The organism is Mycobacterium sp. IDR2000157661 (genome assembly GCF_022317005.1).
Lineage (GTDB): Bacteria > Actinomycetota > Actinomycetes > Mycobacteriales > Mycobacteriaceae > Mycobacterium.
In genome coordinates, this window is the sequence record NZ_CP081006.1 from 2,551,960 (window position 1) to 2,572,592 (window position 20,633).

20 protein-coding genes are annotated in these 20,633 nt (G+C 68.4%); 9 read left to right on the forward strand and 11 right to left on the reverse strand.

Annotated elements, in window-relative coordinates:
- Positions 1-21 precede the first annotated feature (21 nt).
- Complete coding sequence (locus K3G64_RS13580) at positions 22-2,001, forward strand: VWA domain-containing protein (RefSeq protein WP_238884981.1); 1,980 nt, start codon at positions 22-24, stop codon at positions 1,999-2,001.
- A 24-nt stretch (positions 2,002-2,025) separates the two neighbouring features.
- Here K3G64_RS13580 and K3G64_RS13585 read toward each other — a convergent pair whose 3' ends face one another.
- From K3G64_RS13585 to K3G64_RS13615, 7 genes are all read right to left on the reverse strand, one after another.
- Positions 2,026-2,607, reverse strand: a complete 582-nt coding sequence (locus tag K3G64_RS13585) for a DUF1707 SHOCT-like domain-containing protein (protein ID WP_238884982.1) — start codon at positions 2,605-2,607, stop codon at positions 2,026-2,028.
- Between the two features lie 124 nt (positions 2,608-2,731).
- A complete protein-coding gene (locus K3G64_RS13590) occupies positions 2,732-3,505 on the reverse strand; it encodes an enoyl-CoA hydratase family protein (RefSeq protein ID WP_238884983.1) in 774 nt (257 codons plus the stop codon).
- Positions 3,506-3,532: 27 nt separating this feature from the next.
- On the reverse strand, positions 3,533-4,636 hold the full coding sequence (locus K3G64_RS13595; RefSeq protein WP_238950648.1) for an acyl-CoA dehydrogenase family protein: 1,104 nt from the start codon (positions 4,634-4,636) through the stop codon (positions 3,533-3,535).
- Between the two features lie 56 nt (positions 4,637-4,692).
- Positions 4,693-6,714 (reverse strand): acetyl/propionyl/methylcrotonyl-CoA carboxylase subunit alpha, encoded by a 2,022-nt coding sequence (locus tag K3G64_RS13600; RefSeq protein ID WP_238950649.1) that lies wholly within the window; start codon positions 6,712-6,714, stop codon positions 4,693-4,695.
- Positions 6,715-6,740: 26 nt separating this feature from the next.
- A complete protein-coding gene (locus K3G64_RS13605) occupies positions 6,741-8,372 on the reverse strand; it encodes an acyl-CoA carboxylase subunit beta (RefSeq protein ID WP_238884985.1) in 1,632 nt (543 codons plus the stop codon).
- Positions 8,369-9,541, reverse strand: coding sequence for an acyl-CoA dehydrogenase family protein (locus K3G64_RS13610; protein WP_238884987.1), 1,173 nt, complete (start codon positions 9,539-9,541; stop codon positions 8,369-8,371). The genes K3G64_RS13605 and K3G64_RS13610 overlap by 4 nt, the downstream gene beginning before the upstream one ends.
- On the reverse strand, positions 9,538-11,187 hold the full coding sequence (locus K3G64_RS13615; protein ID WP_238950650.1) for an acyclic terpene utilization AtuA family protein: 1,650 nt from the start codon (positions 11,185-11,187) through the stop codon (positions 9,538-9,540). The genes K3G64_RS13610 and K3G64_RS13615 overlap by 4 nt, the downstream gene beginning before the upstream one ends.
- Before the next feature lie 305 nt (positions 11,188-11,492).
- Between K3G64_RS13615 and rpmF the strand changes: the two genes are divergently transcribed.
- From rpmF to K3G64_RS13655, 8 genes are all read left to right on the forward strand, one after another.
- Positions 11,493-11,666, forward strand: coding sequence for a 50S ribosomal protein L32 (gene rpmF, locus K3G64_RS13620; protein ID WP_238884989.1), 174 nt, complete (start codon positions 11,493-11,495; stop codon positions 11,664-11,666).
- A gap of 55 nt (positions 11,667-11,721) precedes the next feature.
- On the forward strand, positions 11,722-12,408 hold the full coding sequence (locus K3G64_RS13625; RefSeq protein ID WP_238884991.1) for a response regulator transcription factor: 687 nt from the start codon (positions 11,722-11,724) through the stop codon (positions 12,406-12,408).
- On the forward strand, positions 12,408-13,874 hold the full coding sequence (locus K3G64_RS13630) for a HAMP domain-containing sensor histidine kinase (protein WP_238884993.1): 1,467 nt from the start codon (positions 12,408-12,410) through the stop codon (positions 13,872-13,874). Before K3G64_RS13625 ends, K3G64_RS13630 begins: the two co-directional genes overlap by 1 nt.
- Positions 13,875-14,054: 180 nt before the next feature.
- Positions 14,055-15,377, forward strand: a complete 1,323-nt coding sequence (locus tag K3G64_RS13635) for a S1C family serine protease (protein WP_238884995.1) — start codon at positions 14,055-14,057, stop codon at positions 15,375-15,377.
- A gap of 23 nt (positions 15,378-15,400) precedes the next feature.
- Entirely contained in the window at positions 15,401-15,946 is a 546-nt protein-coding gene (locus K3G64_RS13640; protein ID WP_238950651.1) for a MogA/MoaB family molybdenum cofactor biosynthesis protein, read from the forward strand.
- Between the two features lie 23 nt (positions 15,947-15,969).
- Positions 15,970-16,155 (forward strand): hypothetical protein, encoded by a 186-nt coding sequence (locus K3G64_RS13645; protein ID WP_238884997.1) that lies wholly within the window; start codon positions 15,970-15,972, stop codon positions 16,153-16,155.
- 390 nt (positions 16,156-16,545) lie between these two features.
- Positions 16,546-17,202, forward strand: a complete 657-nt coding sequence (locus K3G64_RS13650) for an MspA family porin (protein WP_238884999.1) — start codon at positions 16,546-16,548, stop codon at positions 17,200-17,202.
- Between the two features lie 388 nt (positions 17,203-17,590).
- Positions 17,591-18,247 carry an MspA family porin gene (locus K3G64_RS13655; protein WP_238885001.1) on the forward strand — a complete coding sequence of 219 codons (657 nt, stop codon included), beginning with the start codon at positions 17,591-17,593 and terminating at the stop codon, positions 18,245-18,247.
- 74 nt (positions 18,248-18,321) lie between these two features.
- On the opposite strand, the gene mscL is transcribed toward K3G64_RS13655, so the two are convergent.
- From mscL to K3G64_RS13675, 4 genes are all read right to left on the reverse strand, one after another.
- On the reverse strand, positions 18,322-18,774 hold the full coding sequence (gene mscL / locus K3G64_RS13660) for a large-conductance mechanosensitive channel protein MscL (protein WP_238885003.1): 453 nt from the start codon (positions 18,772-18,774) through the stop codon (positions 18,322-18,324).
- Between the two features lie 104 nt (positions 18,775-18,878).
- A complete protein-coding gene (locus tag K3G64_RS13665) occupies positions 18,879-19,529 on the reverse strand; it encodes an SAF domain-containing protein (RefSeq protein WP_238885005.1) in 651 nt (216 codons plus the stop codon).
- A gap of 65 nt (positions 19,530-19,594) precedes the next feature.
- Positions 19,595-19,945, reverse strand: a complete 351-nt coding sequence (locus tag K3G64_RS13670; RefSeq protein WP_238885006.1) for an FmdB family zinc ribbon protein — start codon at positions 19,943-19,945, stop codon at positions 19,595-19,597.
- Between the two features lie 58 nt (positions 19,946-20,003).
- Positions 20,004-20,606, reverse strand: a complete 603-nt coding sequence (locus K3G64_RS13675) for a 5-formyltetrahydrofolate cyclo-ligase (protein WP_238885008.1) — start codon at positions 20,604-20,606, stop codon at positions 20,004-20,006.
- Positions 20,607-20,633: the final 27 nt, after the last annotated feature.

Here is a 20,633-nt window from a genome sequence, read left to right on the forward strand (position 1 = left end):
AGGGACGAGCTGCGTTGAGGAGTGCGGCCGGTGAGTAAGAGTTCGCGGTACTCGCGATACACCGGCGGACCCGACCCGTTGGCGCCGCCGATCGACCTGCGCGAGGCGCTCGAGGAGATCGGCCAGGACGTGATGGAGGGCAGCTCGCCGCGCCGCGCGTTGTCAGAGATGCTGCGCCGCGGCACCGACAACATGCGCGGTGCGGACCGGCTCGCCGCTGAGGCCAACCGCCGTCGTCGGGAACTGCTGCAACGCAACAACCTCGACGGCACGCTGGCCGAGATCAAGAAGCTGCTCGACGATGCGGTGCTGGCCGAGCGCAAGGAACTCGCCCGCGCGCTCGACGACGACGCCCGGTTCAACGAGATGCGCATCGAGTCGCTGCCGCCGTCTCCGGCCAAGGCCGTGCAAGAGCTCTCCGACTACGACTGGCGATCGCAGGAAGCCCGCGAGAAGTACGAGCAGATCAAGGACCTGCTCGGCCGCGAGATGCTCGACCAGCGGTTCGCCGGCATGAAGCAGGCGCTGGAAAGCGCCACCGAGGAGGACCGCCAGCGCGTCAACGAGATGCTCGACGACCTCAACGACCTGCTGGACAAGCACGCCCGCGGCGAGGATTCCCAGCAGGACTTCCAAGACTTCATGGACAAGCACGGCGAGTTCTTCCCGGAGAACCCGCGCAACATCGACGAGTTGCTCGACTCGCTGGCGCAGCGGGCGGCTGCTGCACAGCGCTTCCGCAACAGCCTCTCCGAGTCGCAGCGGGCAGAACTGGACGCGCTCGCGCAGCAGGCGTTCGGCTCGCCCTCGCTGATGAACGCGCTGAACCGGCTGGACTCTCATCTGCAGGCCGCGCGGCCGGGGGAGGACTGGACCGGGTCGTCGCGGTTCTCCGGGGATAACCCGATGGGGATGGGCGAGGGCACCCAGGCGCTGGCCGACATCGCCGAACTCGAGCAACTCGCCGAGGCGCTGTCCCAGAGCTACGCCGGCGCCACGATGGAGGACGTCGACCTCGAGATGCTGGCCCGCCAACTCGGCGAGGACGCCGCCGTCGACGCTCGCACGCTGGCCGAGCTCGAGCGCGCGCTGATGGACCAGGGTTTCCTCGACCGCGGCTCCGACGGTCAGTGGCGTCTCTCGCCCAAGGCGATGCGCCAGCTCGGCCAGACCGCGTTACGCGATGTCGCGCAACAGCTTTCGGGGCGACACGGCGAACGCGACACCCGCCGGGCGGGTGCGGCCGGTGAGCTGACCGGCGCCACCCGGCCATGGGCGTTCGGCGACACCGAGCCGTGGAACGTCACCCGCACGCTCACCAACGCGGTGCTGCGCCGCGCGGGCACCGGGATGGCGGACCTGCCGGTGAACATCACCGTCGACGACGTCGAGATCTCCGAGACCGAGACGCGCACCCAAGCGGCGGTGGCGCTGCTGGTGGACACCTCGTTCTCGATGGTGATGGAGAACCGGTGGCTGCCGATGAAGCGCACTGCGTTGGCGCTCAACCACCTGGTCAGCACCCGGTTCCGCTCCGACGCGCTGCAGATCATCGCGTTCGGCCGCTATGCCAGGACGGTGACCGCCGCCGAGCTCACCGGACTGGAGGGCGTCTACGAGCAGGGCACGAACCTGCACCACGCGCTGGCGCTGGCCGGGCGACACCTGCGTCGGCATCCCACTGCCCAGCCGGTGGTGCTGGTCGTCACAGACGGTGAGCCGACCGCACACCTCGAGGGCGGTACCGGTGAGCACGGATCGTCGGTCTTCTTTGACTATCCACCGCATCCGCGCACCATCGCCCACACCGTCAAGGGTTTCGACGAGGTCGCCGCGGTCGGAGCACAGGTGACGATCTTCCGGTTGGGCAACGACCCGGGACTCGCCCGTTTCATCGATCAGGTGGCCCGCCGGGTGGAGGGCCGGGTCGTCGTGCCCGATCTCGACGGATTGGGCGCCGCGGTGGTCAGCGACTACCTGCGCTCGCGGCGCAGACGTTAGGCGGACTCAGCCTGGCGGGCCCGGTCAAACGGCCTTGCGCTTCTTGCGCTTGACCGCGACACTGCCCCACAACGCGAAGCCGCGGATGCACACGCACGGCGCCCCCGGCGAGCCGTCGCCCGCCACGCTGTGGTCGAACGAGCCCATCACACCGACACCGCGCAGGTCCACGTTGACCTCCGGCGGCACCAGGATGGTTTGCCCACCGAAGATCGAGTAGGAGTGGATCTCCACCTCCGGCGACGTGAAGTCGGCGTACCGCAAATCGAGGACGCCCCCGCCGAACAGCGCGAACGTCGTCATCCGCCTGGGCACGTTCCAGCGACCGCGGCGCTCGAAGCCGCTCATGATGGCCAACAACATCGTCGACGGCGCCGGGTGGCACGGCCCGCCGCTGCGGCCGCGGGTGACCGCACCGGGCAGATCCCTGGAGATGCGGTCGAGTTCGTCGTAAGTCTGGGCGGCGTACGCCCTGGTCAAGCGGTCCTCGTACTCGTTGAGCTGCAGACGGCCCTGGGCGGCGGCGTCGGTCAGCAACTGCGCCACCTGGATCCGATCGGTGTCGGCAGCGCGCATGGAACCGTTACGCGACACTGGAGTGCTCATCAATGACGAGCCTACGACGAACCGTGGCAAGCGCAAGGGCGTTGGCCAAACTGTGGCCTGACGCTCCCCGGCGAAGCATGTAGCCCATCAAACTATCTTCTGCGCGAACAGGAACCGGGCAAATTCAACCATCACGTCGCCAGCGCGGCCGGCGCTTCTCGAGGAAGGCGAGCATGCCCTCGCGCGCCTCCTCGGAGACGAACAGGTCGGCGGACTGCTGCGTGAGCGCCTCGGCGTGCCGGTCGAACTCCGCCAGGATCGCGGCGGTGGTCAGCGCCTTGGATGCGGCCAGGCCCTGCGGCGAGGCGGTGCCGATCGCGGTGGTCAGGGCCGACACCTCGGCGTCGACGTCATCGGCGGCGACGCTGACGAGGCCGATCTGCTCGGCTTCGGCCGCGCCGAATTTCTCGCCGGTGACGAAGTAGCGGCCCGCGGCCCTGGCCGTCATCTTCGGCAGCAGCGTGAGCGAGATGATCGACGGCGCGACCCCGATGCGCGCCTCGGTGAGTGCGAACGTGCTCGCCCGCCCGGCCACCACGATGTCGCATGCGCCCACCAGACCGAGACCCCCGGCGCGGACGTGCCCGTCGATCGCCCCGATCACGGGGACGGGAAGCTCGAGGATGCGCCGCAGCAGGCGGGTCATCTCGCGCGCGCGGTCCAAGGCCAACTGGCCGGGGTCGCGCCCCGCCGCCTCGCCCAGGTCGGCGCCCGCACAAAAGGTCCCACCGGTGTGACCCAGCACCACCGCGCGCACGGCGTGGTCGGCCACTGCGTTGCTGAAGCCCTCATGCAGTTGTTCCACCAACGCCGTGGACAGCGCGTTGCGGTTGTGCGGCGAATCGAGGATCAGGCGCGCGACGGGCCCGTCGATCGCGTAGCGGACGAGCGTGTCCATCAGTACGACTCCATCAGTACGACTCGACTAGTACGAACGAGGCAGCCCGAGCGAGGTATGCGCGACGAAGTTGAGGACCATCTCCCGGCTGACCGGAGCGATGCGCGCCAGCTTCGAAGCCGTCACCGCCGCGGCGATGCCGTACTCCTTGGTCAACCCGTTGCCGCCCATGGACTGCACGGCCTGGTCGACCGCGCGCACCGACGCCTCCCCCGCGGCGTACTTGGCCATGTTGGCCGCCTCCGCGGCGCCGGCGTCGTCACCCATGTCGTACAGCGACGCCGCCTTCTGCATCATCAGCCGCGCCAGCTCGATCTCGATGTGGTTCTGCGCCAGCGGATGCGACAACCCCTGGTGCGCGCCGATCGGCGTCTTCCACACCTGACGGCTCTTGACGTAGTCGACGGCCTTGTCGATCGCGAACCGCCCCATCCCGACGGCACTGGCGGCGCCCATGATCCGCTCCGGATTCAGCCCCGCGAACAACTGCGCGATCGCGGCGTCCTCGGAGCCGACCAGCGCGTCGGCGGGCAACCGGACCTCGTCGAGGAAGACCTGGAACTGGTTCTCCGGGCTGACCAGTTCCATCTCGATCTTGGTCGCGCTCAGACCCTTGGTGTCGGTCGGCACGATGAACAGCGCCGGCTTCAGGTTGCCGGTCTTGTGGTCTTCGGTGCGACCGACCACCAGCACCGCCTGCGCCTGGTCCACGCCCGAGATGTAGACCTTCTGACCGGACAGGATCCAGTCGCTGCCGTCGCGGCGGGCGGTGGTGGTGATGCGGTGGCTGTTGGAGCCGGCGTCGGGTTCGGTGATGGCGAACGCCATGGTGATGGTGCCGTCGGCGAGGCCGGGCAGCCAGCGCTTCTTCTGGTCCTCGGTACCGAACTTGGCGATGATGGTGCCGTTGATGGCGGGGGAGACCACCATGAGCAGCAGCGGACAGCCCGCGGCCGACATCTCCTCCATCACCAGCGACAGCTCGTACATGCCCGCACCGCCGCCGCCGTACTCCTCGGGCAGATTCACCCCGATGAAGCCGAGTTTGCCTGCTTCCGACCACAACTCGTCGGTGTGCTGGTCGGCGCGAGCCTTCTCCAGGTAGTAGTCCTGGCCGTAGTTGGCGGCCATTGCGGCGACGGCCTTGCGCAGCGCCTGCTGTTCTTCGCTCTCGATGAAACTGCTCACTACTGTCCTCCAGGGCTTTCCACTCGGGCGAGTACGGTGCCGACGTCGACCTGCTGGCCGGTGGCGACGTTGAGTTCGGTGAGCACTCCGTCGCCGGGCGCGGTGACGGTGTGCTCCATCTTCATCGCCTCCAGCCACAGCAGCGGCTGGCCGGCGGTGACGGTGTCGCCCACAGCGGCGCCGACGCGTAGCACCGAACCGGGCATCGGCGCCAGCAGCGAGCCGAGCGCGACGGCGGCGCTCGGGTCGGCGAAGCGGGGCAGTGCGGCCAGTTGCACGGGGCCCAGCGGGGAGTCGACGAACACCGCTTCACGGTCGGGGCCGTAGCGCGCGACGTCGAAGGGCCGATCGACGCCGTCGACCGACAACACCACGTGAGTCGGGGTGGCGGCGACCAAGTCGGTGTCGTGGTGGCCCGGCAGGTCCAGACCGTCGCGGGTGAACCGGTAGGCCACCTGATGCTCGGCGCCCGCACTGTCGGCGTAGCGCTTGGTCTGATAACCCGACGCGAGGTTGCGCCAACCGCTGGGGGCCGCGGCGACAACCGTTGCGGTGTCGCGGTTGTGCGCCGCATCGGACAGGGCTGCGGCCAGCGTCGACAGGGCCAGCGTGTGGTCATCGGTCAGCGGCGCGGCCAATTCGGCAAGGCCGTGGGTGTCGAAGAACGCGGTGTCGGTGGCGCCGTCCAGAAACGCCGGATGACGCAGCACGTTCACCAGCAGGTCCCGGTTGGTGCGCACACCGTGAATCCGGCTGCGGGTCAGCGCGTCGGCCAGGATCGACGCGGCCTGGCGCCGAGTGGGTGCCCATGTGATGACCTTGGCCAGCATCGGGTCGTAGAAGATCGACACCTGCGACCCGTCGTCCACTCCGGAGTCGACCCGTACACCCGCGCCGCCCAACGTGGTGAACGCGGCCCGGGCGCCGGTCACCTCGAACCGGTGCACCGGTCCGGCCTGCGGCTGCCAGTTCTTCGCCGGGTCCTCGGCGTAGAGCCGCACCTCGATCGAGTGCCCCTGTGCGACAGGAGGTTCAACGGGCAACCTGCCGTTCTCGGCGATGTGCAGCTGCAGGGCCACCAGGTCCAGGCCGGTGGTCTCCTCGGTGACCGGATGCTCGACCTGCAGTCGCGTGTTCATCTCGAGGAAGAAGAATTCGCCTGCCCCCTCGTCGGAGCCGGAGGCCATGAACTCGACGGTCCCCGCACCGGTGTAGTCGATCGCGGTCGCCGCCAGCCGGGCGGCCTCGAACAGCTTCTCCCGCATGCCTGCGGTGCGCTCGACGAGCGGCGATGGCGCCTCCTCGACGATCTTCTGGTGGCGCCGCTGGATGGAGCATTCGCGTTCGCCGACCGCCCAGACGGTGCCGTGCCGGTCGGCGAGCACCTGGACCTCGACGTGGTGGCCGGCGGCCAGGTACCGCTCGCAGAACACCGTCGGATCACCGAACGCCGACTGCGCCTCCCGTCGGGCCGCCTCCACCTGAGCCGGCAGTTCGGCCAGCTCGCGCACCACGCGCATGCCGCGACCGCCGCCGCCCGCCGACGCCTTGATCAGCACGGGCAGCTGATCCTCGGTGACGGCGTCCGGGTCCAGCTCCTCGAGCACCGGCACACCCGCGGCGGCCATCATCTTCTTGGCCTCGATCTTCGAGCCCATCGCGGCCACCGCCGCGACCGGCGGCCCGACCCACGACAGCCCCGCGTCGATCACCGCCCTGGCGAAGTCGGCGTTCTCGGAGAGGAACCCGTAACCCGGGTGGATGGCGTCGGCACCGGCAGCCTTCGCGGCGGCGATCAACTGCCCGGCGTCGAGATACCCGTTGCGGCCCTGCAGACGCACCCGTGCGTCGGCCTCGGCGATGTGCGGCGAGTGCTCGTCGGGATCGGTGTAGACGGCGACGGTGCCGATGCCGAGGCGCCGGCACGTCGCGAACACCCGGCGGGCGATCTCGCCGCGATTGGCCACCAACAGGCGGCGAATCTGAGCTTGTACAGGCCAGCCCGGCGAATTCGCCTGCATCACTTCAGTTTCGGCCACGGTGATCCTCACATCCGGAAGACGCCGAACTTCGACGTCCCCTCGATCGGGCCATTCGCGATGGCGGACAGGCACATCCCCAGCACGGTGCGGGTGTCGCGGGGGTCGATGACGCCGTCGTCGTAGAGCCGGCCGGACAGGAACAACGGCAGCGACTCCGCCTCGATCTGGGCCTCGATCGCGGCCTTCAGCGCGGCGTCGGCCTCCTCGTCGACCTGCTGACCGCGCGCAGCCGCGGCGGCCCGGCTGACTATCGAGATCACGCCGGCCAACTGCGGTCCACCCATCACCGCGGTCTTGGCGCTGGGCCAGGCGAACATGAACCGCGGGTCGTAGGCGCGCCCGCACATCCCGTAATTGCCCGCACCGTAGGACGCGCCGATGATCAGTGTCAGATGCGGCACCGTCGAGTTCGAGACCGCGTTGATCATCATCGAGCCGTGCTTGATCATCCCGCCGGCCTCGTAGTCCTTACCCACCATGTACCCGGTGGTGTTGTGCAGGAACAGCAATGGCGTGTCGGTCTGGTTGGCCAGCTGGATGAACTGCGTGGCCTTCTGCGCCTCCTCGCTGAACAGCACACCGCGGGCGTTGGCGAGGATGCCGATCGGGTAGCCGTGCAGGCGCGCCCACCCGGTCACCAGCGACGACCCGTACAGCGGCTTGAACTCGTCGAACTCGGAGCCGTCCACCACGCGGGCGATGACGTCTCGCGGATCGAACGGGACGCGTAGGTCGGCGGGCACGATGCCGAGCAGGTCCTCGGTGTCGTAAAGCGGTTCGACGACCGGAGCCGGCGCAGGCCCCTGCTTGCGCCAGTTCAGCCGGGCCACGATGCGGCGCCCGATCCGGATGGCGTCGGGTTCGTCGACGGCGAAGTAGTCGGCCAGACCGGAGGTACGGGCGTGCATTTCGGCACCGCCGAGGGATTCGTCGTCGGACTCCTCGCCGGTCGCCATCTTCACCAGCGGCGGACCTGCCAGGAAGACCTTGGATCGCTCCTTGATCATCACGACGTGGTCGGACATGCCCGGTATGTAGGCACCGCCTGCGGTGGAGTTGCCGAACACCAACGCGATCGTGGGGATGCCGGCCGCCGACAGATTGGTCAGGTCGCGGAACATCTGCCCGCCGGGGACGAACACCTCTTTCTGTGTGGGCAGATCCGCGCCACCGGATTCCACCAGCGAGATCATCGGCAACCGGTTACTCAGCGCGATGTGGCTGGCGCGCAACACTTTACGGACCGTCCACGGGTTGCTGGTGCCGCCCTTGACGGTCGGGTCGTTGGCCACCAGCATGCATTCGACTCCGCTGACCACGCCGATGCCGATGACCACGCTGGCACCGACCTGGAATTCACTGCCCCACGCCGCGAACGGACACAGTTCGAGAAACGGGGAGTCGGGGTCGACCAACAGCTCGATCCGCTCCCGTGCGGTGAGCTTGCCCCGCTCGTTGTGGCGAGCGACATACTTCGGGCCGCCGCCTGCCAGCGCCTTGATCGCCTCGGCGTCGATCTCGGCGAGCTTGTCCGACATCGCCGCGGCCGCTTCAAGGTATGCGGGCGAGGCGGGGTCCAGCGTCGAGCGCAGCGCCGCCGACGAGCCGCTTGCGCGAAGAGAATCGGAGACCGTCATGACTGGTAGCCCAGCGTCTTGGCCGCCAGCGAGGTGAGGATCTCCGTTGTGCCGCCGCCGATCCCGAGGATGCGCATGTCACGGTACTGGCGCTCGACCTCCGATTCGGCCATGTATCCCATACCGCCGAAGAGTTGGACGGCCTGGTTGGCCACCCACTCGCCGGCCTCGACGGCGGTGTTCTTGGCGAAGCAGACCTCGGCGATCAGGTTGGCCTCTCCGGCGAGTTGGCGTTCGACGACATGACGGGTGTACACCCGTGCCACGTCGACGCGGCGGGCCATTTCGGCCAGCGTGTTCTGCACCGACTGGCGGGCGATCAGCGGCCTGCCGAAGGTCTCGCGGTTGCGGCACCAGTCGACGGTCAGGTCGAGGCAGCGCTGCGCGCTCGAATACGCCTGCGCGGCAAGGCCGACGCGCTCGGCGACGAAGGCGCCCGCGATCTGCAGGAAGCCGGTGTTCTCGGCGCCGATCAGATTGGCGGCCGGCACCCGCACGTCGGTGTAGGACAGCTCGGCGGTGTCCGACGAGCGCCACCCCATCTTGTCCAGCTTGCGGGTGACTTGAAGGCCAGGCGAGTGACCGAGTCCATCTTTGTCGACGACGATCAGCGACACCCCGGCCGCGCCGGGGCCGCCGGTGCGCACCGCGGTCACCACGTAGTCGGCCCGCACACCGGAGGTGATGTAGGTCTTGGCGCCGTTGACGATGTAGTACGGTCCGCCGCCGTCAGAAATCAACTCGGCTTTGGTCGTCAGGTGACCGACGGCGGACCCGCCGCCGGGTTCGGTGATCGCCAGGCTGCCGATCATCTCGCCGCGCAGCGTCGGCCGCACGTAGGTCTCGATCAGCCGCTCGTCACCCGAGGCGATCATGTGCGGCACCGCGATCCCGCAGGTGAACAGCGACGCGAACACCCCGCCCGGCGAGCCGGCGTAGTGCATCTCCTCGCAGATGATTACGGCGTCGGCGCCGTCGCCGCCGCCTCCGCCGACCGACTCCGGCATGCCCGCGCCGAGCAGTCCGGCCTCACCGGCCTTGCGGTGCAGGTCACGGGGCAGCTCACCGGAGCGTTCCCACTCCTCGACGTTGGGCAGCACCTCGCGTTCGGCGAACGCGCGCACCGTCTTTCGCAGCTGCTCGCGTTCGGGTGTGTGCCAGATACTCATGGCAACAGCTCCTCGGGTATCTCGATCGTCCTGCTGCGCAACCACTCGCCCAGCCCCTTGGCCTGGGGGTCGAACCGCGCCTGATATGCGACACCCTCACCGAGGATGTCCTCGACGACGAAGTTGACGGCCCGCAGGTTGGGCAGGACATACCGGGTGACCGGCAGATCGGCGGTCTCCGGCAACATCTCGCGCAGCCGGTCGACGGTCAGCGTGTTGGCCAGCCAGCGCCACCGGTCGTCGGTGCCCACCCAGACCCCGATGTTCGCGCTGCCGCCCTTGTCGCCGCTGCGGGCACCGGCGATGACGCCCAACGGCAGTCGCCGCGTCTCGCCGAAGGGCAACGGCTCCGGCATCGCGAACGGAGCGACGGGCTCGAGCGTCAGCGTCCGCTCGGCAGGCGCGATATCCACCCGGCGGCCGTCGGGATGCACGGCCACGTGCGGCACCTCGGTCGCGGGCACGAAGGCGGGTTTGAACACGCCGTACACCTGGCCCTGGCCGGGCGGGGTCGTGGCGTGGAAGCCCGGGTAGCTGGCCAGCGCCAGTTCGACTGCCGCCGATGAGAACTGGCGACCGACGGGGGCCGTATCGGGATCACGCACCACGCAGCGCAGCAGGGCGCTGGCCGCCTCCTCGGTGTCGGCGTCCGGGTGGTCGGTACGCGCCAGTGTCCACTCGAGCTCGGCCGGTTTGACCGTCAGGCCGGCCTCCAGCTGTCGGCGCACCAGGTCGGCCTTCGCTTCGATGTCCAGACCCGTGAGCACCAGAGTCATCTCGTTGCGGAAGCCGCCGATGCTGTTGAGCGACACCTTCAACGTCGGGGGCGGCGGCTCTCCGCGCACTCCACTGATCCGCACCCGGTCGGGTCCGTCGTCGGACAGCTCGACGGTGTCGACGCGCAGTGTGGCGTCCGGATTGGCGTAGCGTGCGCCGCCGATTTCGTAGAGCAGCTGGGCGGTGACCGTGTCCCGAGTGACCGCCCCGCCGGTACCCGGATGCTTGGTGATCACCGCGGAGCCGTCGGAGTGGATCTCGGCCAGCGGGAAGCCGGGGTGGAGCAGTGTCGTCAGATCGGGGAAGTCCCGGCTGAAAAAGGCGTAGTTGCCGCCGGTGGCCTGCGTGCCGCACTCGATGACGTGGCCGGCGGCGATGGCGCCCGCGAGCCGGTGGTAGTCGGTGCGCATCCAGCCGTGGTGGGCGGCGGCGGGCCCGACGATCACCGAGGCGTCGGTCACCCGCCCGGTGACCACGACGTCGGCGCCTGCGTGCAGACAGTCGACGATTCCCCAGGCGCCGAGATAGGCGTTGGCGGCGAGCGGGTTGTCGAACCCGAAGTCGGCGGAGCGCGCGACCAGATCGTCGCCCTCGACATGGGCCACCGCGACAGTCAGCCCGAGCCGCTCGGCCAGCGTCCGCACCGCCTCCGCCAGCCCCGCGGGGTTGAGCCCGCCTGCGTTGGCGACGATGCGTACCCCCCGGTCGAGCGCCAGCCCGAGACTTTCCTCCAGCTGGGCCAGGAAGGTCTTGGCGTAGCCGCGGGATGAGTCCTTGGCCCGGTCGCGGGCCAGGATCAGCATGGTCAGTTCGGCGAGGTAGTCGCCGGTGAGATAGTCCAGGTCACCGCCGGTGAGCATCTCCCGCATCGCGGCAAGTCGGTCGCCGTAGAAGCCCGAGCAGTTGCCGATGCGGACGGGCGCGGCCGGCTGCCGGGAGGACACCGAAGTGGAGGTCACCGGGCTCCCTTCGTCGCGGTCTCAACCAACCGGTAGGTTAGCGGGTACCGGCGGTATCGCGTCAAGGGATTGGTCGCCGATGTCCCTTGTTTTGGAGGCTACGCAGGTCGTTGGCTATCCTGAAGGGCGCCGCGCACGCGAGGAGCGATCCTGCAGTTGCTGAAGCCGGAACCCGCGCGGCGCACGAACTCACCCCGTAAGAGGAGATCTCGACCATGGCTGTGCCCAAGCGCCGGATGTCGCGCGCGAACACCCGTAGCCGCCGCGCGCAGTGGAAGGCCGAGCGCCCCAACCTCGTCGGCGTGACCGTGGCCGGTCAGCAGCACAAGGTGCCGCGCCGTCTGCTCAAGGCCGCCCGCCTCGGCCTGATCGACCTCGACCGCCGCTAGCGTCCAGCGCCGCGCCTCTCAGGCCACTCTCAGACAGGGGGCCGACACTATGGCTGTGCGCATTCTTGTCGTTGACGACGATCGCGCGGTGCGCGAATCGCTGCGTCGCTCGCTGTCGTTCAACGGATATTCCGTCGAACTCGCCCAGGACGGCCTCGAGGCCCTGGACCTGATCGCCAGTGACCGGCCCGATGCCCTGGTGCTCGATGTGATGATGCCGAGGCTGGACGGTCTCGAAGTGTGTCGACAGCTGCGCAGCACCGGCGACGATCTGCCGATCCTCGTCCTGACCGCCCGCGATTCGATCTCCGAACGCGTCGCCGGGCTCGACGCGGGCGCCGACGACTACCTGCCCAAGCCCTTCGCGCTCGAGGAACTACTGGCCCGGATGCGCGCGTTGCTGCGCCGCACCACGCTCGACGACGGCGCGGACTCGCCCGCGATGACGTTCTCCGACCTGTCGCTGGACCCGGTCACGCGGGAGGTGAAACGCGGTGAGCGCCAGATCAGCCTGACCCGCACCGAGTTCGCGCTGCTCGAGATGCTCATCGCCAACCCGAGGCGGGTGCTGACCCGCAGCCGCATCCTCGAAGAGGTCTGGGGCTTCGACTTCCCCACCTCCGGCAACGCGCTCGAGGTGTATGTCGGATACCTGCGCCGCAAGACCGAGGCGGAAGGAGAGCCGCGACTGATCCACACCGTGCGCGGGGTGGGTTATGTGCTGCGCGAGACGCCGCCGTGATGCCTGTGACGAGCTACGGATCTGTGCCGCAGGCACAGTCGGCTCTTCCACCATCCAAGGCCAGTTCGGTCTCACTGCGCTGGCGGGTGATGCTGCTGGCCATGTCGATGGTGGCGATGGTCGTGGTGCTGATGGCCGTCGCGGTGTGGGCGGTGGTGTCGCGCGCCCTCTACGACGACGTCGACAACCAGCTGCGCGACCGCGCCAGACTGCTGATCGAAAGCGGCTCGCTGCAGGCCGACCCCAGCAAGGCCATCGAGGGCAATGCGTACTCCGACGTCAGCGCCATGCTGGTGATTCCCGGTCGCGCGATCTTCACGACCAACCAGGCGGGGCAGACGCTTCCGCTCGGCGACCCCGAGAAGGCGGTGCTACGCGGCGAACTGATCATGTCGCTGCGCACGGTGAACCATCAGCGGGTGCTGGCGCTGCACCTGCCCAACGACAGCTCGCTGCTGCTGTCCAAGAGCATGGCGCCGACCAGCGAACTGCTCAGACGGCTGGGCACGGTGCTGCTCATCGTCGGCGGTGTCGGTGTCGCGGTGGCCGCCATGGCCGGCGGGGCGGTCGCGCGCGCCGGGCTGCGGCCGGTCGCCCGGCTGACCCAGGCCGCCGAGCGGGTGGCCCGCACCGACGATCTGCGCCCGATTCCGGTGCACGGCAGCGACGAACTCGCCCGGCTCACCGAGGCGTTCAACATGATGCTGCGCGCGCTGGCAGAGTCCAGGGAACGCCAGGCCCGCCTGGTCACCGACGCCGGCCACGAGCTGCGCACACCGTTGACCTCGTTGCGCACCAACGTCGAACTGCTGATGGCCTCGATGGCTCCCGGCGCGCCCCGGCTCCCCGAGCACGAGATGGACGAGCTGCGCGCCGATGTCATCGCCCAGATCGAGGAGTTGTCGACGCTGGTCGGCGACCTGGTCGACCTCACCCGTGACGACGCAGGCATCGTCATTCACGAAACCGTCGACATTGCCGAGATCGTCGACCGCTCGCTGGAACGGGTTCGCCGTCGCCGCAACGACATCGAGTTCGACGTGACCTGCACGCCCTGGCTGGTCTATGGTGACGGCGCGGGGCTGGGCCGGGCCGTGCTCAACCTGCTCGACAACGCAGCGAAGTGGAGCCCACCGGGTGGCCGGGTCGGTGTCCGACTGACCCAGATCGACCCGCTGTACGCCGAGTTGGTGGTCAGCGACCAGGGCCCCGGCATTCCGCCACAGGAGCGGGCGCTGGTGTTCGAACGCTTCTACCGGTCGACGTCTGCACGTGCCATGCCCGGGTCCGGGTTGGGGTTGGCGATCGTCAAACAAGTGGTGCTCAAGCACGGCGGCACGCTGCGCGTCGAGGACGCGGTGCCCGGTGCGAACCCACCGGGCACCGCGATGCACGTGGTGCTGCCGGGGCGGCCCACACTCGAGGTGGCCGCCGATCGCGGCCGACACGCGGTCCCGGGGACGTGATCACGGCCGCTGCAGAGCCGACAATGGCGGGCGGGGACATGCTCAGCGAGCCGAAATTGGGTATGTGCCGAACGTTCTCTAAGTGGATTCTCAGTCCCCACGGGCACTGTGAACCTGTGCCCAGCGTTGGGATTGATGACGGACTTGAGTAGACGAACCGAAGGAAGAGCCCGCAGCGACATGACGAACCACCCGAGGTACACGCCGCCGCCCCCGCCGCCAGGCCGCCGGCCGGTCGGCCACGAGCAGGCGACAACCGGCTACCCCGGTGCGCAGCGTCCGGGCCCGTATCAACAGCAGCCGTATGACTGGCGCTACGCGACCCAGCAGCAGCCCTACCGCGCACCTTACGACCCGTACCGCGGCGCGCCGATGCCCCAGCCTGCACCGGCATCTCAAAAGCGTTCCCGTGCAGGAGCTTTGACTGCCGGTGCCCTCGCAGTGGCCGTGGTGTCCGCCGGCATCGGCGGTGGGGTGGCGATGCTGGTGACCCCGGACCGGCCGTCGGCGTCGTCGTCGGTCTCCGGTGCCGCACCGAGTGTGCCCGCCGCCAGCCTGCCCGCCGGCTCGGTCGAGCAGGTGGCGGCCAAGGTGGTGCCCAGCGTCGTCAAGCTCGAGGTCGACATGGGCCGCGCGTCCGAGGAGGGCTCGGGTGTCGTGCTGTCCTCCGACGGCCTCATCCTGACCAACAATCACGTGGTGTCCGCCGCGCAGGAAGGGGCGGGCCGGTCCGGTGGCCCTGAGACCAAGGTCACCCTGTCCAACGGCCGCACGGCGCCGTTCACAGTCGTCGGCACCGACCCGAGCAGCGACATCGCCGTCGTTCGGGCGGAGAACGTCTCCGACCTGACGCCGATCACGATCGGTCGTTCGTCGGATCTGCGCGTCGGCCAGGACGTGATCGCGATCGGCTCGCCGCTCGGCCTCGAGGGCACCGTCACCACCGGGATCGTCAGTGCCCTGAACCGGCCGGTGGCCGCCGGGGGTGACGCCCGCAACCAGAACACCGTGCTCGATGCCATTCAGACCGACGCCGCGATCAACCCCGGCAACTCCGGGGGCGCGTTGGTGAACATGAACGGTGAACTGGTCGGCATCAACTCGGCAATCGCCACGCTGGGTGGGGATGCGGGTCCGCAGGTGCAGGGCGGCTCCATCGGCCTCGGCTTCGCCATTCCGGTCGACCAGGCCAAACGCATCGCCGACGAGCTGATCAAGAACGGTTCGGCCGCACACGCTTCGCTGGGGGTCCAGGTGGGCAACGACGCGGCCACCGACGGGGCGCGGATCGTGGAGGTCACCCCGGGTGGCGCCGCAGCGGCGGCCGGCCTGCCGAGCGGTGTGGTGGTGACCCGGGTCGACGACAGGGTGATCAACAGTGCCGACGCGCTGGTCGCGGCGGTGCGCTCGAAGGCTCCCGGCGAACGGGTCACCCTGACATACCTGGATCCCTCGGGGAAGCCGCAGTCGGTGCAGGTCACCCTCGGCAAGGCGCAGCAGTGAGCACCCCGGGCGGTTCGGTCACGTTGAGAGTGGCCGCGCCGCTGTCTGGGCCCGGATATACGGTTGCACGCATGGAACAGCCAGGGGAGTTGGTGGGCCGGGCGCTGGTCGTGGTCGTCGATGACCGCACCGCGCACGGCGATGAAGAGGACCACAGCGGTCCGTTGGTCACCGAGCTGCTCGGTGAGGCGGGATTCGTGGTGGACGGCGTAGTCGTCGTCTCGTCCGACGAAGTGGAGATCCGCAACGCACTCAACACCGCGGTTATCGGCGGTGTCGACCTGGTGGTGTCCGTCGGCGGCACGGGAGTCTCGCCGCGCGAGGTCACCCCCGAGGCCACCCGCGACATTCTCGACCGCGAACTGCTCGGTATCTCCGAGGCGCTGCGGGCGTCCGGGCTCTCCGCGGGCATCGTCGAGGCCGGGGTGTCGCGCGGGCTCGCGGGCATCTCCGGCAGCACCCTGGTGGTCAACCTCGCCGGTTCCCGCGCCGCGGTACGCGACGGGATGGCGACGCTGAACCCGCTCGCAGTACAGATCATCGGTCAGCTGTCCAGCTTGGAGATCTAAGGCGTAGCCTCACGTGTCAATTTGTGATCTCGATCACACTGGAGGGCCAGATGGGCGGGCGTGGCGACAAGGCTTTCAGGTCGGTTGACGATGTCTTCGGCGAGGCGATGCCCGAGGTTCCCGAGGACGAACGGGATTTGCGATCGCCCGACGACGACGCCGACCACGAGCGTTGGTTACGCGACAACCGCCCGCCCCACCACATCTGATCTGCCGTTTTGGTGACTACTGTCGCTGGCGGCGCATCGACTCGTCGACTGTCGCCGACTTTCGCTGGGGGGCCTCTGGGAGTCATCGGTCCGCGGCCGCGTCGGTGGCCTCTGTAACTGCCTTCTTACCCCGCCATTGCGGCTTGATCGTGAAACATCGCAGGTCGTGTAACGCTTCTTCGCAAGCTGCCGATCTCACGTTGCCGGGCTGATTCTCGACCGATATGTTCCTTGCGTTCGAGGATGAACAAAACGTAAGAGCAGCATGTGAGGTTTCTCATTTGCGTCACATGAGGCTCGTGTGTCGTGTGTGGTGTAGGGGAAGGGCCAGGCGCGACAAATCAAAACGGTGAGTCGCACGGTTCACCGCCGACATAGGCTAGGGAGATCATGAAGGCAATCAGTCGGGTGCTGCTCGCGTTGGTCCTTGCAGTTGCGGGAGCCGCCGCGTCCTTGTTCGTGAGCACCGGTACCTCGCACGCAGGGCTGGACAACGAGCTGAGCCTGGTCGACGGCCAGGACCGGACGCTGACCATCCAGCAGTGGGACACGTTCCTCAACGGGGTGTTCCCGTTGGACCGCAACCGGCTGACCCGTGAGTGGTTCCACTCGGGTCGGGCAAAGTACATCGTGGCCGGCCCGGGTGCCGACGACTTCGAGGGCACCCTGGAGCTGGGCTACCAGATCGGCTTCCCGTGGTCGCTGGGGGTGGGCATCAACTTCAGCTACACCACGCCCAACATTCTGTTCGACCAGGCGCCCGGACCGTTCGATACAGGAGGGATCGTCGTGGACAACTTCATCACCACGCCGAACCTGTTCCCCGGTGTGTCGATCAGCGCCGACCTCGGCAACGGTCCCGGTATCCAGGAAGTGGCGACCTTCTCGGTGGATGTCGCCGGCCCCAGCGGCGGTGTGGCGGTGTCCAACGCCCACGGCACGGTGACCGGTGCTGCCGGTGGTGTGCTGCTGCGTCCGTTCGCCCGGCTGATCTCGTCGGCCGGTGACTCGGTCACCACCTACGGCGAGCCCTGGAACATGAACTGACCAACTCTCCCGCGCGCGAACGACCCCCGGCTCCCCGGGGGTCGTTTTCGTTTTGCGTAACGCTGAATTGCCAACTGGTAAACGGCAAAGTTTCCGTGTCAATCCTGGCATCCGTCTTTGCCGGTCGGGTGACCGCCGGCCACGGTATTGACGACTGCGTCAGTCGAACTGTGTTGGCTTCCAGCAAACTTGGTCGCGAAGCGGGGGCAGTGCGCGCAAACTCCTCCTCGCGTTGCCGCTTCGCTCGGCTACCGATATGTTCCTCGTGTCGACGATGAGCAAAACGTAAGAGCCAGATGTGGGGCCTCTCATTCGCGTCACACGAGGCTCGCACCGACACCACATGCGGGGCCCACCGGGGCCCCGCATCGACATAGCTAGGGAGATCATGAAGGCAATCAGTCGGGCGCTGCTCGCGTTGGTCCTTGCAGTTGCGGGAGCCGCCGCGTCCTTGTTCGTGAGCACCGGTACCTCGCACGCAGGGCTGGACAACGAGCTGAGCCTGGTCGACGGCCAGGACCGGACGATGACCATCCAGCAGTGGGACACGTTCCTCAACGGGGTGTTCCCGTTGGACCGCAACCGGCTGACCCGTGAGTGGTTCCACTCGGGTCGGGCAAAGTACATCGTGGCCGGCCCGGGTGCCGACGACTTCGAGGGCACCCTGGAGCTGGGCTACCAGATCGGCTTCCCGTGGTCGCTGGGAGTGGGCATCAACTTCAGCTACACCACGCCCAACATTCTGTTCGACCAGGCGCCCTCACCGTTCGATACAGAAGGGATCGTCGTGGACAACTTCATCACCACGCCGAACCTGTTCCCCGGTGTGTCGATCAGCGCCGACCTCGGCAACGGCCCCGGTATCCAGGAAGTGGCGACCTTCTCGGTGGATGTCGAGGGTGCCAGCGGCGGTGTGGCGGTGTCGAACGCCCACGGCACGGTGACCGGCGCTGCCGGTGGTGTGCTGCTGCGTCCGTTCGCCCGGCTGATCTCGTCGGCCGGTGACTCGGTCACCACCTACGGCGAGCCCTGGAACATGAACTGACCATTCTCCGGAACAACGGAAAACAGCCCCCGGATTCGTCCGGGGGCTGTTTTCGCTTTCTTGCTCAGGCCTGCTCAATCCTTGTCGGCGCTCGTGGTCTCGGCCGTGTCGGGGCTCGGCCCGGCGCCCGGACCCGTGGCGCCCGCTGACCCGTTGGTCTGCGCGAGGATGTTCCGGATCTCGGTCAGCAGCGTGAGTTCGGTGTCCTGTGCCTGTTCGACCTCGCCCTTCTTGCGCAACCGGTTGTACGGCATCACCACGAGGAAGTAGACGACGGCGGCGACCAGGAGGAAGTTGATGGCTGCCGACACCAGGACATTGAGGTCGATGGTCTGCCCGCCGCCGATGCCGATCCGCAGAACGCCGTAGTCGGAATCACCTCCGGCGCCGATACGGTTGATGAGCGGTTGAATGATGCTCTCGGTGAACTTGGTGACCAGACCCGTGAACGCGGTACCGATGACCACCGCGACCGAAAGGTCGACGATGTTGCCGCGGGCCAGGAACTCCTTGAAGCCCTTGAACATGCTGACTCGAATCCTCTCTGCAGGTGGTGTGTGATCGACAGACTCGCAGGGTAGGTCGACTCGCCAGCGGGCAGGGGCAGAATGTCTCGAGTGAGCAACCGGGCTCAGTGGATGGTGAGGGTGACCGCCTGCACGAGCGTGGCGGCCGCCACCTCGTTGGCGGCGTGAGCGGGCAGCGCGACCAACACGACGCGGTCGGTGCCGCTGCCGGCGCCGGCAGGCTTCTGCGAAACCAGCACGACGATTGCGTCGGTCGCGACCACCGTTGCGCGGGCGTCTGTTTCGCTGTCGGCGGCGAGGACGTCGACCACGTCACCGGGGCGGATCAGGTCCAGCACCGCGGTCTCGTCTAGGTAGACGGGCACGATGCGCGCGTTGGGGCCTGCCGCCGCTTCGGCCAGGCGGGGACTCAACAGCCGCACATCGGTGAGGGTTTCGCCGCGGCGGGCAGGTCCGGTGAGCGTCGCGCCGACCACCGCTTCCAGGTCCCTGGCAGCTCCGTCGGGAACCGTCGTGGCCGTGAGGCTTTCGACGCGAATGTCATCGGGGGTGAGTTCGATGCCCGGTGCCAGATCGCGGGCTGCGACCACCACGTCGGCGCGCTCCTGGCCCGGGTCGGGTCGCAGCGCCGCGACGGCGGCGAGGAGGACGAGCGCGCCCGCGGCGACCCGACGCGCTGCGACGGTGCGCGACCAGTCGGGGCGCAACAACTCGGCAAGGCGGCGCGCGGGCGACGGGTTCAGAGAATCACCCATGCCGCCAAGCTAGGCAGCCGGCTCGGCCGATGGGGCGGTTGGCGCCCGGCCTGTGGATAACCTGCTCAGCTGGATGCGGCGGCGGCTGCCGTGGAGCTCGTCGACGACGAACTCGAGCCGGAGTCACTCGACTGACCCGGTGAGGAGGACTTCGGCTTGTCCGACGGCGAGCTCGACCCGGATTCGCCCGACTGGCCAGGTGAGGAGGAACTCGATCCGTTCGACTCGCTCTTGGCCGAATCGCGGCTGTCGGTGCGGTAGAAGCCGCTGCCCTTGAACACCACTCCCACGTTGCCGAAGAGCTTGCGCAGGCGACCACTGCACTTGTCGCACGTGGTCAGCGCAGCGTCGCTGAACGCCTGAACCGCATCGAACCGATCGCCGCAGTCAGTGCACGCATAGGAATAGGTAGGCACGAAAACCTCCGAGGTGGTCAAACTTCTTAGCACTCTACCGGCTTAAGTGCTAGAACCGCTACGTGGTCGGTCGCATTCCCGCGCCGAGGGGGACCGGGCCCCGTCGCGGGGTCAGTGCGTGGGTCATGGCGATGTCGTGCGGTTCGGTTGGCAGCCGATCGACGATCTCGTCGTCGCGAACCACCGCAACCCTCCGCGCCGACGGCGACGCCAGCGGGAGCGTGCGGTCGTAGAAGCCGGCACCCCGGCCGAGCCGCACGCCGAAGCGGTCGACGGCCAGCGCGGGCACCAGCAGCAGCGATGCGACGGCCACCGTCTCGGGTGGCAGCCAGGGCTGCGCCGGCTCGAGCAGGCCGAAGCGTGCCCGCACCAGTTCACCCGGCACGTAGTCGCCCCACCGCAGCGGCCCCGGCGAGTCCGCAGCCTCGCGGTGTGCGACCGGAAGTAGCACGCGCACCCGGCGGCGGTGCAGGACGTCGACCAGCTCGAGTGAGCCCGGCTCCGAGCCGACCGGCGCATACGCGCACACAGTTTGACCGTCCTCGACCAGATTGGCGGCGTGCAGGGCCAGCGCATGCGCCTCGGCGTCGTGTTCGTGTGCAGGCACGGCGCGGCGGGCCGCGAGGATCGCCTCGCGCAGTTCGGCTTTGTTTCCGCTCACCGCATCGCTCCCCGAACACCCGACCTT